The sequence below is a fragment of the Arthrobacter alpinus genome (genome assembly GCF_001445575.1).
GTDB classification, from domain to species: domain Bacteria; phylum Actinomycetota; class Actinomycetes; order Actinomycetales; family Micrococcaceae; genus Specibacter; species Specibacter alpinus_C.
The window spans coordinates 506,943-520,567 of sequence record NZ_CP013200.1; the positions used below are offsets into that span (position 1 = coordinate 506,943).

General features: G+C 61.4%; 14 protein-coding genes. 5 read left to right on the forward strand and 9 right to left on the reverse strand.

Annotated features, from left to right (window positions below):
• Positions 1-156: 156 nt before the first annotated feature.
• On the reverse strand, positions 157-1,410 hold the full coding sequence (gene rlmN, locus AS189_RS02150) for a 23S rRNA (adenine(2503)-C(2))-methyltransferase RlmN (protein WP_062286008.1): 1,254 nt from the start codon (positions 1,408-1,410) through the stop codon (positions 157-159).
• A gap of 214 nt (positions 1,411-1,624) precedes the next feature.
• On the opposite strand from rlmN, the gene AS189_RS02155 reads away from it, so the two are divergent.
• Complete coding sequence (locus AS189_RS02155) at positions 1,625-2,641, forward strand: YdcF family protein (RefSeq protein ID WP_062286010.1); 1,017 nt, start codon at positions 1,625-1,627, stop codon at positions 2,639-2,641.
• 80 nt (positions 2,642-2,721) lie between these two features.
• Here the strand turns inward: AS189_RS02155 and AS189_RS02160 are convergent, their stop codons facing one another.
• The 6 genes from AS189_RS02160 to AS189_RS02185 all read right to left on the reverse strand — a co-directional run bounded on the left by AS189_RS02160 (position 2,722) and on the right by AS189_RS02185 (position 9,283).
• Entirely contained in the window at positions 2,722-2,913 is a 192-nt protein-coding gene (locus AS189_RS02160; RefSeq protein ID WP_062286012.1) for a hypothetical protein, read from the reverse strand.
• A 229-nt stretch (positions 2,914-3,142) separates the two neighbouring features.
• Positions 3,143-3,526, reverse strand: coding sequence for a DUF1304 domain-containing protein (locus AS189_RS02165; RefSeq protein ID WP_062286013.1), 384 nt, complete (start codon positions 3,524-3,526; stop codon positions 3,143-3,145).
• A gap of 39 nt (positions 3,527-3,565) precedes the next feature.
• Positions 3,566-5,314, reverse strand: coding sequence for a pyruvate dehydrogenase (locus AS189_RS02170; protein ID WP_062286016.1), 1,749 nt, complete (start codon positions 5,312-5,314; stop codon positions 3,566-3,568).
• 100 nt (positions 5,315-5,414) lie between these two features.
• Positions 5,415-6,572 carry a mannitol-1-phosphate 5-dehydrogenase gene (locus tag AS189_RS02175; RefSeq protein ID WP_062286018.1) on the reverse strand — a complete coding sequence of 386 codons (1,158 nt, stop codon included), beginning with the start codon at positions 6,570-6,572 and terminating at the stop codon, positions 5,415-5,417.
• Positions 6,572-8,497 carry a PTS mannitol transporter subunit IICBA gene (locus AS189_RS02180; RefSeq protein ID WP_062286019.1) on the reverse strand — a complete coding sequence of 642 codons (1,926 nt, stop codon included), beginning with the start codon at positions 8,495-8,497 and terminating at the stop codon, positions 6,572-6,574. The genes AS189_RS02175 and AS189_RS02180 overlap by 1 nt, the downstream gene beginning before the upstream one ends.
• Before the next feature lie 66 nt (positions 8,498-8,563).
• Positions 8,564-9,283 carry a TetR/AcrR family transcriptional regulator gene (locus tag AS189_RS02185; RefSeq protein ID WP_062286021.1) on the reverse strand — a complete coding sequence of 240 codons (720 nt, stop codon included), beginning with the start codon at positions 9,281-9,283 and terminating at the stop codon, positions 8,564-8,566.
• A 150-nt stretch (positions 9,284-9,433) separates the two neighbouring features.
• Here AS189_RS02185 and ptsP point away from each other — a divergent pair, with 150 nt between their 5' ends.
• Together ptsP and AS189_RS02195 are read left to right on the forward strand one after the other, a co-directional pair.
• A complete protein-coding gene (ptsP, locus tag AS189_RS02190; protein WP_062286023.1) occupies positions 9,434-11,119 on the forward strand; it encodes a phosphoenolpyruvate--protein phosphotransferase in 1,686 nt (561 codons plus the stop codon).
• Between the two features lie 59 nt (positions 11,120-11,178).
• Positions 11,179-11,457: an HPr family phosphocarrier protein gene (locus AS189_RS02195; RefSeq protein ID WP_062286025.1), complete on the forward strand. Its 279-nt coding sequence runs from the start codon at positions 11,179-11,181 to the stop codon at positions 11,455-11,457.
• A gap of 32 nt (positions 11,458-11,489) precedes the next feature.
• On the opposite strand, the gene AS189_RS02200 is transcribed toward AS189_RS02195, so the two are convergent.
• Together AS189_RS02200 and AS189_RS02205 are read right to left on the reverse strand one after the other, a co-directional pair.
• Positions 11,490-11,780, reverse strand: coding sequence for a MoaD/ThiS family protein (locus tag AS189_RS02200; RefSeq protein WP_062286027.1), 291 nt, complete (start codon positions 11,778-11,780; stop codon positions 11,490-11,492).
• A 10-nt stretch (positions 11,781-11,790) separates the two neighbouring features.
• Positions 11,791-12,918 carry a WD40/YVTN/BNR-like repeat-containing protein gene (locus tag AS189_RS02205; protein ID WP_062286029.1) on the reverse strand — a complete coding sequence of 376 codons (1,128 nt, stop codon included), beginning with the start codon at positions 12,916-12,918 and terminating at the stop codon, positions 11,791-11,793.
• A gap of 150 nt (positions 12,919-13,068) precedes the next feature.
• On the opposite strand from AS189_RS02205, the gene AS189_RS02210 reads away from it, so the two are divergent.
• Both AS189_RS02210 and AS189_RS02215 read left to right on the forward strand, forming a co-directional pair.
• Positions 13,069-13,383: a metal-sensitive transcriptional regulator gene (locus tag AS189_RS02210; protein ID WP_062286031.1), complete on the forward strand. Its 315-nt coding sequence runs from the start codon at positions 13,069-13,071 to the stop codon at positions 13,381-13,383.
• Positions 13,384-13,388: 5 nt separating this feature from the next.
• Positions 13,389-13,616 (forward strand): heavy-metal-associated domain-containing protein, encoded by a 228-nt coding sequence (locus AS189_RS02215; protein ID WP_062286033.1) that lies wholly within the window; start codon positions 13,389-13,391, stop codon positions 13,614-13,616.
• Positions 13,617-13,625 lie beyond the last annotated feature (9 nt).

Below are 13,625 nucleotides of genomic sequence, written 5' to 3' on the forward strand. Positions count from 1 at the left end.
TTCCTTCCTGCAGAATCCGCCCTAGCCCGCCAACTTGCCTGCGGCGCAACGGAAGCTAGCCACCGCTTAACGCAAAGGACGACGCCGGAAGCTAAGTTCCGGCGTCGTCCTTTAATGAGTGCCGCTTCAGTTAAGCGCGCCCAAGCAGGCCAAACGTTACTCGGCAGCGGCGAGCTGGCCGCACGCTCCGTCGATTTCCTTGCCGCGGGTGTCACGCAACGTGGTGGGTACGCCATTTTCGATCAGCGTGTCAATGAATTCCTGCATCACGGCAGGCTCCGAGGACGTCCAGATGGAGCCCGGGGTGGGGTTCAGCGGAATCGGGTTCACGTGGACCCAACCCCGGCCGCGCTGATTGAGCTTCTTCGCCAGGAGCTCGGCACGCCACGGGTGATCGTTCATGTCCTTGATCAACGCGTACTCGATGGAGACGCGGCGGCCCGTGACCTTGTAGTAGTTGTACGCGGCATCCAGAACCTCATCCACCTTCCACTTGTCGTTGACGGGGATGAGTTCGTCGCGGAGTTCATCATCCGGCGCGTGCAGGGAAAGCGCGAACGTGATGGCCAGGCCCTCTTGCGACAACTTGTTGATCGCCGGAGCCAAGCCAACGGTGGAGACGGTGATGCCGCGGGCGGACATGCCCAGGCCCTCGGGACCGTCAGCCACCATGCGGTGCACGGCGTTCATGACGCGCTTGTAGTTGGCCAGCGGCTCGCCCATGCCCATGAAGACAATGTTGGTGACACGGTCGGCGTCGTGTCCGCCATCGCGGCGCAGGTGGCCCAAGCCGCCCTCGGCGATGACCCGGTTGGCCTGGACAATCTGATCCAGGATCTCCGCGGTGGACATGTTGCGGGTCAGTCCGGCCTGGCCGGTGGCGCAGAACGGGCAGTTCATGCCGCAACCGCACTGGCTGGACACGCACAGGGTCACGCGGCCCGTGTAACGCATGAGGACGGACTCCACGAGGGAACCGTCGAACAGGCGCCACAGGAACTTCACGGTGTCGCCGTTGTCCGTGGTGAGGCGCTTGACCTCGGTCAGGAGCTTGGGGAACATGGTGTCCACAATCTCGGCGCGACGGTCCTTGGGGAGGTCGCTCATGCGCTCGGGATCGGTGGTGTAGTGCTGGAAGTAGTGCACGGAGAGCTGCTTGGCACGGAATGCCGGCAGGCCCATCTCCTTGAACTTTTCCTCGCGCTCGGCCAGCGTCATGTCTGCCAGGTGCACCGGCGGCTGCGAAACGCGCGGCGATTTAAACTGCAGCAGCGGGCGGCCTTCAGGGTTCTTGGCCTGATCCCAGCCCTCGGTGGCAGGCATAACCTGCGCCGGGCGGGCCGGACGGCGCTTCGGTGCGGTCGCGGAAGAGGCGACTGCGGGGCTGGGAATGTTTTTGGGGGAAGTCATCCTTTCCATCATCCCCTACTTACCCCAGCCTGTCCCGTCTTCACCGCCAAGATCACATTTTGGCTTTTCTGGGTGCGGATTTTTTTAGGACAGGAACGACGGCGGCTCGTCCCTGCGCCAGAGCCCACATCTCCCGCTGTGGTGGCGCATGAGGCTCTGCAATATCCACCCTTGGTGGCGCGTGCGGGCGGTTGGGGTCACATAGGCTGAAAACATGTTCTCCTTGATTCTTGCCGCGGTCCTGGCCTGCAGCTATGTCTATCTACGCCGCAAGGACCCGCGCATGTTGCGCAACGGGCTGGTCCTGGTGGCGGCCTGCTGGTTTGCCGTGACAGGGGTGTCCCAAGTGCTGGCCCAATGGTTCCCGTGGACACAGTGGATCACGCTCGGGATAGTGGCCCTGACACCTCTTGCAGTGGTTGTCCTGGCCGGTTTCTTGATCAGTAACGGTGTGCGCATGATGCGCCGAGAGGGCCGCAGCCTAGGGAACTTGCTGTCCTTGATTGCCGGTCTTGCCTTGTTGGGCCTGCCGCTTGTTGCCGCCCTGCTGGTGCTCACGCTCAATCCGGTGGCCATTGGGCTGGCCGCATTGCTGTTCTTCATATGTAGCTACTTTGGCGTGGTCTTTGTGGTTTTCCTGGCCTACGCGGTGGCGTACGGGCGCATGAAACACACCATCACTCCGGCAGCCGTGGTCATCTTGGGCTCGCAAATCATCAACGGAAAAGTGCCGCCACTGCTGCGCTCTCGCCTCGACAAGGGGCTGGAAGTATACCGAGGGGTCAGCGCCCAGGAAGAGCTGGCTCCGCTACTCATTCCGTCCGGCGGGCAGGGAGCGGATGAATCCAGACCTGAGGGTGCAGCCATGGCGGACTACCTGGTCGCCGCCGGGGCGCCCTCCCAACACGTGATTGCCGAGGAAAAGGCCAAGACCACTGCTGAGAATCTACAGTTTTCAGCCGCCGTTGCGCAGGGTCAAGGTCGGGGTGGCGCCATGGTGATTGTCACCAACAATTACCACGTGCTCCGCGCCGCCTTGCTGTCCCGCAAACTCGGGCTCGACGCCCAAGTGGTGGGCTCCCCCACGGCCCGATACTTTCTCCCGAGCGCGTTCCTGCGCGAATATGCGGCCATCTTGACCGAACATAAGGTGCTTCACGCGCTTCTGTGCCTGCCGTTCGTGGCGCTGACGGTGTTCCTGACCACGGCGCTGGTGTTGGCCAGCAGCTAGCAGCGAGCAGGAGCATTCGGACAGTCCGCAAACGCACAGACAACAAATGCACAGTCCGCAACCCATCAGAGCGCAAACACTCAGTCCACAAATTCCGACTGGGTCACGATGAATTCCCACTCGCGATCGCTCAACGTTCCATTCGTCATGGTGCCACCGGCCGTTTCCACGGCCGCCACCACATGACTGGGCACCTGACCGGCGCCCGTGTTTTCCCGCAGCCATTGTTTGGCCGGCAGCTCGATCTCAAGCCACCACAGATGAATTTCCATTCTGGCCACCCCCTTGGATGTTCTTCAACGTTATGCCTGTCGCAGCGCCTCTTCAATGGTTAAAATCACGCAAAACTGTTGCATTTATCAATTACGGCCAGTACCGCTGAGCTGCAGCGCTTTGTGTCAGTGGCCTACCTCGCCAGCCTCACCGTTGTGTCCACGGGGTTTCGCCGTACTTCGGCGTAGGGACAGCGCGACGCAAGTTCCGGCGTCGTGCGTGAATTTCTTAGAGCAGCCACACCAGGGTAAGCACGACGGCGATGAGCGGGAAGGTGAGCTGCACCAGCGCCGCTTTGGCCTTCTTGGGGGACGAAATGAGCAATACCAGCCCGGCCAGAAGCATCGACCCGCAGCCAGCCAGCACCAAGGCGGCGCCGACACCGTGGTGCCCTGTGGCGGCGGCAACGATCCCTACCGCGGCTACCACCGCTAGGAATAAGTTGTAAAAGCCCTGATTGAAGGCCAGCTCCTTCGTGGCGAGGGCCTCACCTTCGCTGGTTCCGAAGGTTTTGCGGGTCGAGGGGGCCGTCCACCGTAAGGATTCCAGCACAAAGATGTAGACGTGGACCAGTGCGGCCAGTCCAGCGAAAATCAGGGCGACAATCAGCATGGGAATCCTCGTACTCGTGGTGGAAGTTAGGGGTGGAAGCTAGCCGCGCGGAATGTTGCGCAGATTCGATCGCGCCATACTGACGGCCTCCCCGGCACCCCTATTCAACACCACTTTGGACATGGCCGTGGCAAAGCCCAGGATCTGCCCGCCCTTGATCTTCGGCGGGATAGACAGCGCGTTGGGGTCCGTGATGAGTTCCACCAGCGATGGTCCATCATGGGCAAAAGCGGCACGGTAGGCATCAGCGATCCCGGCAGGATCACTGACTCGCACAGCATGGAATCCCATCGCCGCGGCAATGGCTGCATAGTTGGTATCCGGGACGTCAACACCAAAGTCGGCCAGACCGTCCACTAGCATTTCCAACTTGACCATGCCCAATGTGGAGTTGTTGAACACCACAACGTTGACGGGCAGATTGTGAGCCGCTGCAGTAATCAATTCACCCAGCAACATCGATAGCCCGCCGTCGCCGGAGACCGAGATGACCTGCCGGTCCGGATAAGCTGCCTGGACACCGATGGCCTGGGGAAGGGCGTTCGCCATGGAGCCGTGCAAATATGAGCCGATGAGCCTTCGGGTACCCAAGGGGTTGATGTAACGGGCCGTCCAGACGTTGCACATGCCGGTGTCGGCCGTGAAAATTGCGTCGTCGGCGGCAATCTCATCCAGCAGGGACGCCGCGTATTCCGGGTGAATTGGCACCAATTTGTCGGCCTTGCGGGTGTAGGCACCCACAGCCTTGTTCATGAGCCGGTCATGCTTTTTCAAGATCGCGTCCAGGAACTTGGAGTTCTCTTTGGCCGCAATCAGGGGCATGAGGGCGTGGAGGGTAGGCAAGACGTCGCCGTGGACTGCGATATCCACGTCGGTACGCCGCCCCAAATGTTCCGGAGCCCGGTCCACCTGGGCGGTGCGGGTGTCAGGTAGGAACTGGTCATAGGGGAAATCTGTTCCAAGCATGATCAGTAGATCCGCATCCGCGATACCCTCGGCCGCGGCACCATAGCCCAGCAGTCCTGTCATGCCGATGTCGTACGGGTTCTCGTACTGGATGAAGTCCTTGCCACGCAGGCTGTGACCAATGGGTGCATTAATTTTCGCGGCCAGCGCCACCACCTCATCATGGGCGCCCTGTACACCGGCTCCGGCAAAAATGGCCACCTTGTTGGCTCCATTGATCGCGTCTGCCAGTTCTTGGACGCTGTCTGCGGCCGGGACCAGGGTGGCCGGACGCACCGGCCGCGACAAGGGAGACGGCGCCGTGGCTGGCAGGCTGGCAATGTCGCCGGGCAGCGTCACCACGGCCACCCCGCGCAATCCGAGCGCATGTTGCATGGCGTTGTGAAGCACTCTCGGCGCCTGGTCCGAGGTGCTGATCATTTCGGAGTACACCGAACACTCGCCAAAGAGTCGGTCCGGGTGGGTTTCCTGGAAGAAGCCGCTGCCGATTTGCACGCTGGGCAGGTGCGAGGCGATGGCTAAAACGGGTGCGCCTGTGCGGTTGGCGTCGTAGAGCCCGTTCATAAGGTGCAGGTTGCCTGGCCCGCAGGATCCGGCACAGACGGCCAGTTCCCCCGTCAGCTGCGCCTCGGCGCCGGCGGCAAAGGCTGCTGCCTCTTCATGGCGGACATGAATCCAGTCGATTCCGCCGTTTTTTGACCCACCGGTTTTCCGTACCGCGTCCACCAGCGGATTCAGGCTGTCGCCCACAATCCCGTAGATGCGCCGTACTCCGGCGGACTGCAATTGTTCAATGAGCTGAGTGGCAAGTTCCTTGGCCATGAGACCCTCCTGCTGCAAATTGGCTCTACATCGGTTACTGGCCACAGTAGCCCCCTGCGCTGGGCCGCGCTGAGGGCTACTGTGGCTAGTCGAGCGCAGACTAGTTGCTGGCCGGCTCCGACTTCTTGGCCGCAATCAAGGCGCTAACCGCGGAAAATAGCGGATGTTCCGCGGCAAGCCCGGTAATCCGTGCCGTGGCATCCTCCGCCGTGTTGGTAGCGATGATCTCCGCCAGCTCCACCGCTTCGGCATCCGCCGCATCATCAAAGTGCAACGCAGCGCCGATGGCCGCCAACAACGCCACCGGAGTGACACCATTTTCAGCCAGTTCGGCAGCGGGCCCAATAAACCTCTCGTGCCGGCTGAGCTTGCGCATTGGCGCACGCCCCACACGATTGACGGTGTCAGGCAGGAATTCATTGGAGAACCGGAGCAGAATCTTTTGGACATAGGCTTCCTGATCCGCCGGCGCAAATTCGTGCTTGCGCACCAGCAGCGCCTTTGTTTCCTCCAGCACGGCCCTAACTTGAGCCTGAACGCCGGGATCAGCCATGGCGTCGGAGATCTTTTCGATCCCTGCCGCGTAGCCAAAGTAGGCCGTGGATGCGTGACCCGTGTTCACTGTGAACAGCTTGCGTTCAATGTAGGGGGCCAGATCATCGACAAAGGTGGCTCCGTCAATGACAGGTTCGTTGCCCCTGAAGGGGGTTCTGTCGATGACCCATTCAAAGAACGTCTCCACTGTGACATCCAGACCCTGTCCGGGCGCCTGGTTCGGGACGATCCGATCCACAGCCGTGTTGGCAAACACGGCAGCGGAGTTCACGGTGTCCTCATCCACGCTGTCGTCCGAGCGGACGGCCGCTTCGAGGATGTCAGTGGCGTTGATGGCGTTTTCGCAGGCCATGACCTGCAACGGGGCCAAGGCAGCGTCCCTCGCGGCGATGCCGCGAGCAATGAGCGGCGCCACGAACTTGAGGATGTTCGGCCCCACCGCGGTGGTGAGAATGTCCGCCGTCGCAATTTCCGCAACCACGGCGTCCGCCGAAGCGGCGGAGTTCAACGCCCGAAAATTGTTGACGGTACGCACGGTGGCGTTCTCGCCCACCTCGTGGACGTCATAGCTCTCTGCCGCGGCAAGCTCGTTGATGAGCGCCTCGGCGACGTCAGCAAAGACAATCTCATACCCGGCATTGTGCAGGAGCAAGCCCACAAATCCTCGGCCGATGTTGCCGGCCCCAAAATGAACTGCCTTCATTACGCGTTTACCTTTCCAAAGATATCCAGAACCTCATCCACGGTGGTGGCGTTTTCGAGCCGGGCCACCTGCGCCTTGTCGGTGAAGACGCGGGCAATAGAGGACAAGATGGACAAGTGCTCGTTGTTGATTCCTGCCACACCCACCACGAACTTGACCGGCTTGCCATTCCAGTCGATGCCGTTCGGGTAGTGGATGATCGAGACGGCAGAGCTGGTGATGTTCCCCTTGGCCTCGTTGGTTCCATGCGGGATGGCCAGGAAGTTGCCCATATAGGTGGAAACCGAGGATTCACGCTCATGCATGGCCGCAACATAGGCGGCATTCACGGCGCCCCTGGCCAGCAGCAACGCACCGGCCTCATCGATGGCACCGTCGCGCGTGGTTGCGGTCCCGTTCAGGATCACACTCTCCCGGGCCAGAACCGTGCCGCCACCTGAGGTTGCGGCTTCTGCAGGCTCTTCGGCCGCAGGTACAGTGGCCTGTCCGGCCGTTGAGTTGCTGGCACGGACCAGCTCCACAATTTCCTCGTAGCGCGGGCTGTTCATGAAGTTGTCCACGGCGACATGGACGGCGCTTGCTGTGACAGGAGCGGCACGTGCGGCGAGGTCCTGGTGCGTGACAACGACGTCGTACGTGTCGGTCAGGTTGGAGATCGCCGAGTTGGTGACCTTCACCTCCGGGAAACCGGCCTTCTTGATCATGTTGCGAAGCACCGAGGCTCCCATGGCACTGGAGCCCATGCCGGCGTCGCAGGCAAAAACAACTGTGCTGATGGGACCGCTGGTGCCGGCGTCGGCCAGTGCGAACGCAACCGAGCTCTTCTTGCCCTTGAGCGCTTCCATCTTGGCCGTGGCGTCGCCCAGACCATCGCCGTCAACCGGGTTGGGGCTGACTTTGAGGATGACGGAGCCAATCACGAACGACACCGCTGCCGCGGCAAACACCGACAACGCCACACCAAAGTAGCTGTCCTTGGACGTCATGGCGAAGACGGCGAAAATACTCCCTGGTGCGGCCGGGGCTACCAGTCCGGAGTTGGTCAGAACCAGCATGAAGATGCCCGTCATGCCGCCACCGATGGTTGCCAGGATCATGACCGGCTTCATCAGGATGTAGGGGAAGTAGATCTCGTGGATACCGCCGAGGAACTGAATCAGTGCAGCGCCGGGGGCTGTTGCCTTGGCCAGGCCCTTACCGAAGACGGAGTAAGCGAGCAGCAGACCCAGACCGGGGCCAGGGTTCGCCTCGAGCAGGAACAGGATGGACTTACCGTTGGCAAGCGCCTGTTCAGTGCCCAAGGGGGTCAGGATGCCGTGGTTGATGGCGTTGTTCAGGAACAGGACCTTGGCGGGCTCAATAAAGATGCTGGTCAGCGGCAGCAGCCCGTTATTGACCAGGAATTCAACAACATGGCCTGCACCGTTGCTGAATGCTGTCACCACAGGGCCCACAACCAAGAGGCCAATCACGGCCATGATGCCGGAAAGAATACCTGCGGAGAAGTTGTCAACGAGCATTTCAAAGCCGGGCTTGATGCGACCTTCCCAGGCCTTATCCAGCTTCTTCATGACCCAGGCTGTCAGCGGGCCCATGATCATGGCGCCAATAAACATGGGGATATCGGTGCCGACTATGACACCCATGGTCGCCACGGCACCCACCACACCGCCACGAACACCATGGATCATCTTGCCACCGGTATAACCGATCAGCAGGGGCAGGAGGTACCCGATCATTGGGTCCACCATGGCCCCCAACGTCGCGTTAGGGAAGAAACCTTTGGGAATAAAGAGAGCCGTAATCAGGCCCCAGGCAATGAATGCACCAATATTGGGCATGATCATGCCGGATAAGAAGGTGCCAAATTTCTGCACCCCTACCCGCACGCCACCCTTCGGGGCGGCCACTGTTTGAGTTGCCATGAGATTTTCCTTACCGTGAGTCCTGCGCCTCTGCAGGAGTAACTGGGGATTATGGTGTGTGGTGCTTTAAGTTTTAGAAATGCGGTGAAGCCATTCGAGGAAAAGCTTTAACTCGGTGGTTGAGAGTTGCTCCGGATGCGAGGATTCCAGAGCGGCGTTAAGAGCAATCGCAGCAACCACCACCGACATGGGGCCCACCGGCGCTGCCGCCGGGCTGAGACCCGCCGCCGAGGAAACCGCCGTGATGACGGCTTCTCGGGTCATGTCCGACAAATCGAAATTCCTGCCCTCTGCCGGTTCAGCAATGAGCATCAAGGTGACACCAACATTGGCCGCCAGAATGCTGCGGGAGGCCTCCACGGGAGAAACGCAAAGCAGGCCAGCCGCGGCCGCCTTTTCTAGCATTTCCTCCATGAATCCTTCCGCTTCAGCTACTCGCGCAGGGCGGCTTTCAGGACGGATATTGCCAAACATCACCGAATACAGCTGCGGATTGTCCAGACCGAATTGGAGGTGGTTATCCCAAATCTGACGCACATCCTGCAAGGGGTGACCCGTGGGCACAAAGTTGTGCTCACCGGCTACATACTCCTCAAACCCAGCGTCAATGACCGCATTGAAGAGCCCCTCCTTGTCCCCAAAGTGGTGATACAAAGTAGGGGCAGTCACACCAGCCAACTCGGTGATTTGCCGTGTTGAAACTGGCTTACCCGCCGAATTGGCCAACAACTCAGCTGCAGCTTGAAGCAGCCTCGTTTTGGCCGGAAGCTGGCCGTCGATGTTCATGACTGCTACCGTAGCATCTATAGCAACGCTATATGAAGAGCATCACAGGAAATACTTTTAGCACGGCCCCGTATTCGCTTGGCGTATGACCTGGGGCACCGCCGCCCTGCCCACAGACACAGCGACACCTAAAGAAGTAGAGGACTTTCAATGCAGAATTTCCCAGGAGTTGGGGTCAGCCCCGGACGAATCATTGGCACCATTCGCCAGATGCCTGCACCGTTGGCTGACCCGCCCGCCGGGGAGATGCTGGCTTCAGGGACCAGCGCAGAAGAGGCCACCTTAGCCCTTCAAACAGCCGCCAAGGATGTGCAGACCCAGCTACGTGAGCGCGCGGCCGGCGCCAGCTCCGATGCTAAGGCCGTACTGGAGGCCACCGCGCTCATGGCAGCGGATCCCATGTTGATCAAGGCAGCCATCAAGTTGATCAAGACCGGAACCTCGGCCGAACGTGCCGTGTGGGAAGCCGCCGAAGCTGTCGTCGCGATGCTGGTTAATCTCGGTGGCTACATGGCCGAACGTGCCACCGACGTCCTGGATGTTCGGGCCCGGATTGTTGCATCACTGCGTGGCGTTCCGGCACCCGGCATCCCCACATCGGAGGAGCCCTTCATTCTTGTGGCAGAAGATCTGGCCCCGGCCGACACCGCCACGCTCGATCCCAACATTGTCATTGCCCTCGTAACGGCCGGGGGTGGGCCGCAGTCACACACGGCCATCATTGCCCGCTCCCTCGGCCTGCCTGCCGTAGTGGCCGCCGCCGGCGTCGACACGCTGCGCGATGGCACGGAAGTCTATGTGGACGGCGCCGCCGGGACCATCGCCACCGAACCCGGCGATGACGAGCGCGCCGCGGCGGTTGCCTGGGCAGCCAACGCCTCAACCCTTGCAGTCTTTGACGGAGCCGGAACCACGGCGGACGGTCATCTGGTGCCGCTTCTGGCCAACGTGGGAGGAGCCAAGGATGCCATCAAGGCAGCGGCCGCCGGCGCTCAGGGCGTGGGCCTGTTGCGCACTGAATTCTGCTTCCTGGAACGGGAAACCGAGCCCAGCCACGACGAGCAGGTGGAGGCTTATCGCGGCGTCTTTGACGCTTTCCCGGGCAAGAAAGTGGTGGTCCGCACCCTTGATGCGGGTGCAGACAAGCCGCTGCCGTTCCTGACCGACGCAACGGAGCCGAACCCGGCCCTGGGTGTGCGCGGGTACCGGACGGACATGTCATCCCCGGGCGTGCTCGAGCGCCAGCTTGCTGCCATCGCGGCAGCCACCGAAGGCGCCACGGCCGATGTGTGGGTCATGGCTCCCATGATCTCGACACCCGATGAGGCAGCCCGGTTCGCATCGCTTTGTTCCGCTGCGGGATTGAAAACCCCGGGCGTCATGGTGGAGGTCCCCTCGGCCGCCGTCACGTCGGAGTCGATCCTGCGCGAAGTGGCATTCGCCAGCCTCGGCACCAACGATCTGACGCAGTACACCATGGCCGCCGACCGCCAGCTGGGTCCACTCGCCGCTTTGAACAACCCGTGGCAGCCAGCCGTACTACAACTGGTCCGCCTGACGGTGGCCGGCTCCATCGCCGAGGGCGGCGGAAAACCCGTGGGAGTCTGCGGCGAGGCCGCCGCGGACCCGGCTCTCGCCGTCGTACTCGTGGGCCTGGGCGTAGCAACACTGTCCATGACCGCCCGGTCACTGGCAGCAGTGGGCGCCGTGTTGGCCACGGTGACCCTGAAGGAAGCACAGGAAATCGCTACACTGGCCCTACGCGCAACGAGCCCAGCGCAAGCCCGGGAGTTGGCGCGCGGAAAGCTGCCCATTCTCGCCGAGCTTGGGCTGTAGATTCATCCCAGCAAGACCGAACTACCCAAGATTCAACCATCAGCTCCCCAGGAGGAACCATGTCAGAACGTACCGCAACCGTCGCCAGCAGCTCTGGATTGCACGCCCGTCCGGCGTCTCTCTTCGCTGAAGCAGCCGCTGAAACAGGTGTTGAGGTGACCATCGCAATGGCCGGCACCCCCGCCGAAGACGCCATGGACGCAAGCAGCATCCTCTCGCTCATGACCTTGGGCGCCGAGCATGGCAGCGAAGTTGTCCTGCGCGCCGAAGGTGACGGCGCCGAAGCGGCACTGGACACGCTGGTCAAGATGCTCGAAACGGACCTCGACGCCGTCTAATCGCCGCGTTCGGTGTGTTTGATCTAACCTGCTTAGCCGCCGGCCACGGACTGTATAACCATCAGTTCTTGGCCGGCGGCAACGCGTGTTTTTAGCCCGTCGAGCCGCCGCACGTCCTCACCGTCAAGGTAAATATTCACGAATCGGCGAAGCTCCCCCGTTTCGTCCCGCACCCGCCGGCCAAACACGGGAAACTCGGCGGCAACGGCATCCAGCAGCTGCGCCACAGTTGCCCCGTCGCCCACATCCAGCGCCAGCTCCGCACTGTTACCTACTAACGGCTGGAGTAGCCTGGGGACCAGCAGGGTCACTTCTCCCGTCATGAGTGCCACGTTAGGCAAGCTCGACGGCGGCCGCACGGACACACAAAACATCCGGAAGCTGCGCGAGGACTTGTGTGAAATGCCCGCCTTCGTCCGCGCTGGCGTATACGGAACCGCCGCGGGTGCCGAAGTAGAGCCCCACCGGCTCGAAGGTGTCCACGGCCGCGGCATCGCGCAGGACCACGTTGTACTCGGGCTGAACCAGGCCGTCAGCCAAGCATGTCCACGACGCCCCGGCGTCGTCAGTCCTATGCACCCCAAGCTGCCCATCCGGCGGGATTCGTTGATAATCGGCGGCAATGGGGATGACCCAGGCAGTGTCCGAGCGCCGCGGATGGGTGAGGATGGTGAAGCCGAAGTCCGCGGGCAGGCCCGCGGCAATGTACTCCCAGGAGTCTCCATTGTTGGCACTGCGATAAACGCCGCCATGATTTTGGGCGAAGAGCACTTCTGGATGGTTGGGATCGCGGGCTATCTTGTGCACACATTGGCCGAATTCAGGGGTTTCCTCCGGCATGAAACTGGCACCAATCCCCTTATTCCGCGGTATCCACGATGCTCCGGCGTCCGTGCTGCGGTAGACGCCGCCGGTACTCATGGCGACATGAATGGTGTCCGGATCGGCAGGGCTGGGCAACACGGTATGTGCTGCTGCGCCACCGTAACCAGCACCCCACTCGCTCCGGTGCGGGTGATCCCACAGTCCTCGATTCAGTTCAAAGTGCTCGCCGCCGTCGGTGGACTTCCACACAGAAATGGGTTCACAACCAGCCCACACCACATTCGGGCGATCGGCGCTGTCCGGCTGAATTTGCCACACACGTTCCAGAGCCGCCCCGGTGTCCGCCGGGAACGTGATGGCACCAAGCTCTGGCTCCTGCCAGGTGGCACCAAAATCGTCCGAGTGCGCCACGGTGGGGCCCCAATGTTCACTGCGCAGGCCCACCATAATCCGGGTACGCCCACCCCGTGTATCGATACCGATGCTGGGGATCTCCTGCATCAAAAAGTGAGGGCCCGTGAAAGTGTAGTTTTCTCTATCCTCACTGGTTCCCAGCCATAGCCCCTTTTTGGTGCCCACGGCCAGTAAATGCGTACTGCCGGGCTGACCGGCGGTGAATGCTTCGCTATTTTCCATGGGTCTAAGTCGACCACCGCGGCGTCCCCGCATCAAGGGTTTCCCGCAGGTAACTTATGCGACACCGGGATGCGGCCGGGAGTAACAGCACCCAGAGGATACCCCCCAGGGGTACTTGACGCATACCCCATAGGGGTATAGCTTGAGAGCATGGAAACAGAAACTCACACCCACGGTTACTCGGAGGAGAAACAGGCCTACCTGCGCCGCCTCAAACGCGCCGAAGGCCAGGTTCGCGGCATCGCCCGGATGGTGGAAGAGGACAAATACTGCATCGATATCCTCACCCAGATGGCCGCCGTCAACAAGGCCCTGCACGCTGTCAGCATTGGCCTACTTGAGGACCACATTGCGCATTGCGTGGTCAACGCAGCCCACGAATCCGCCGAAACCGGCAACCCGGAAATCGTTGCAGCGAAGGTTTCCGAAGCAACATCCGCCATTTCACGCCTACTCAGGAGCTAATCATCATGAGCCACACCATCACCGTCAACGTTTCCGGCATGACCTGCGGGCACTGCGTCAGCTCCGTCACCGAGGAACTGAGCGGCCTCAAGGGCGTTGAAAACGTCGCCATTAACCTCAACACCGGCGGACTTTCCGAGGTCACCATCACCTCGACCCTGACCCTGGATTCTGCGGAGATCGGTGAGGCCGTCGCCGAAGCCGGTTACCTCGTCGTATCCAATAATGCGTAACCCACCCAC

Excerpts from the sequence above, each read along its gene's own strand:
- ptsP (WP_062286023.1), top strand. The coding sequence starts at position 9,434 with ATGCAGAATTTCCCAGGAGTTGGGGTCAGCCCCGGACGAATCATTGGC.
- AS189_RS02155 (WP_062286010.1), top strand. The coding sequence starts at position 1,625 with ATGTTCTCCTTGATTCTTGCCGCGGTCCTGGCCTGCAGCTATGTCTAT.
- AS189_RS02205 (WP_062286029.1), bottom strand. The coding sequence starts at position 12,918 with ATGGAAAATAGCGAAGCATTCACCGCCGGTCAGCCCGGCAGTACGCAT.
- AS189_RS02200 (WP_062286027.1), bottom strand. The coding sequence starts at position 11,780 with ATGACGGGAGAAGTGACCCTGCTGGTCCCCAGGCTACTCCAGCCGTTA.
- AS189_RS02170 (WP_062286016.1), bottom strand. The coding sequence starts at position 5,314 with ATGGCCAAGGAACTTGCCACTCAGCTCATTGAACAATTGCAGTCCGCC.
- rlmN (WP_062286008.1), bottom strand. The coding sequence starts at position 1,410 with ATGACTTCCCCCAAAAACATTCCCAGCCCCGCAGTCGCCTCTTCCGCG.
- AS189_RS02165 (WP_062286013.1), bottom strand. The coding sequence starts at position 3,526 with ATGCTGATTGTCGCCCTGATTTTCGCTGGACTGGCCGCACTGGTCCAC.
- AS189_RS02160 (WP_062286012.1), bottom strand. The coding sequence starts at position 2,913 with ATGGAAATTCATCTGTGGTGGCTTGAGATCGAGCTGCCGGCCAAACAA.
- AS189_RS02175 (WP_062286018.1), bottom strand. The coding sequence starts at position 6,572 with ATGAAGGCAGTTCATTTTGGGGCCGGCAACATCGGCCGAGGATTTGTG.
- AS189_RS02215 (WP_062286033.1), top strand. The coding sequence starts at position 13,389 with ATGAGCCACACCATCACCGTCAACGTTTCCGGCATGACCTGCGGGCAC.
- AS189_RS02180 (WP_062286019.1), bottom strand. The coding sequence starts at position 8,497 with ATGGCAACTCAAACAGTGGCCGCCCCGAAGGGTGGCGTGCGGGTAGGG.
- AS189_RS02185 (WP_062286021.1), bottom strand. The coding sequence starts at position 9,283 with ATGAACATCGACGGCCAGCTTCCGGCCAAAACGAGGCTGCTTCAAGCT.
- AS189_RS02210 (WP_062286031.1), top strand. The coding sequence starts at position 13,069 with ATGGAAACAGAAACTCACACCCACGGTTACTCGGAGGAGAAACAGGCC.
- AS189_RS02195 (WP_062286025.1), top strand. The coding sequence starts at position 11,179 with ATGTCAGAACGTACCGCAACCGTCGCCAGCAGCTCTGGATTGCACGCC.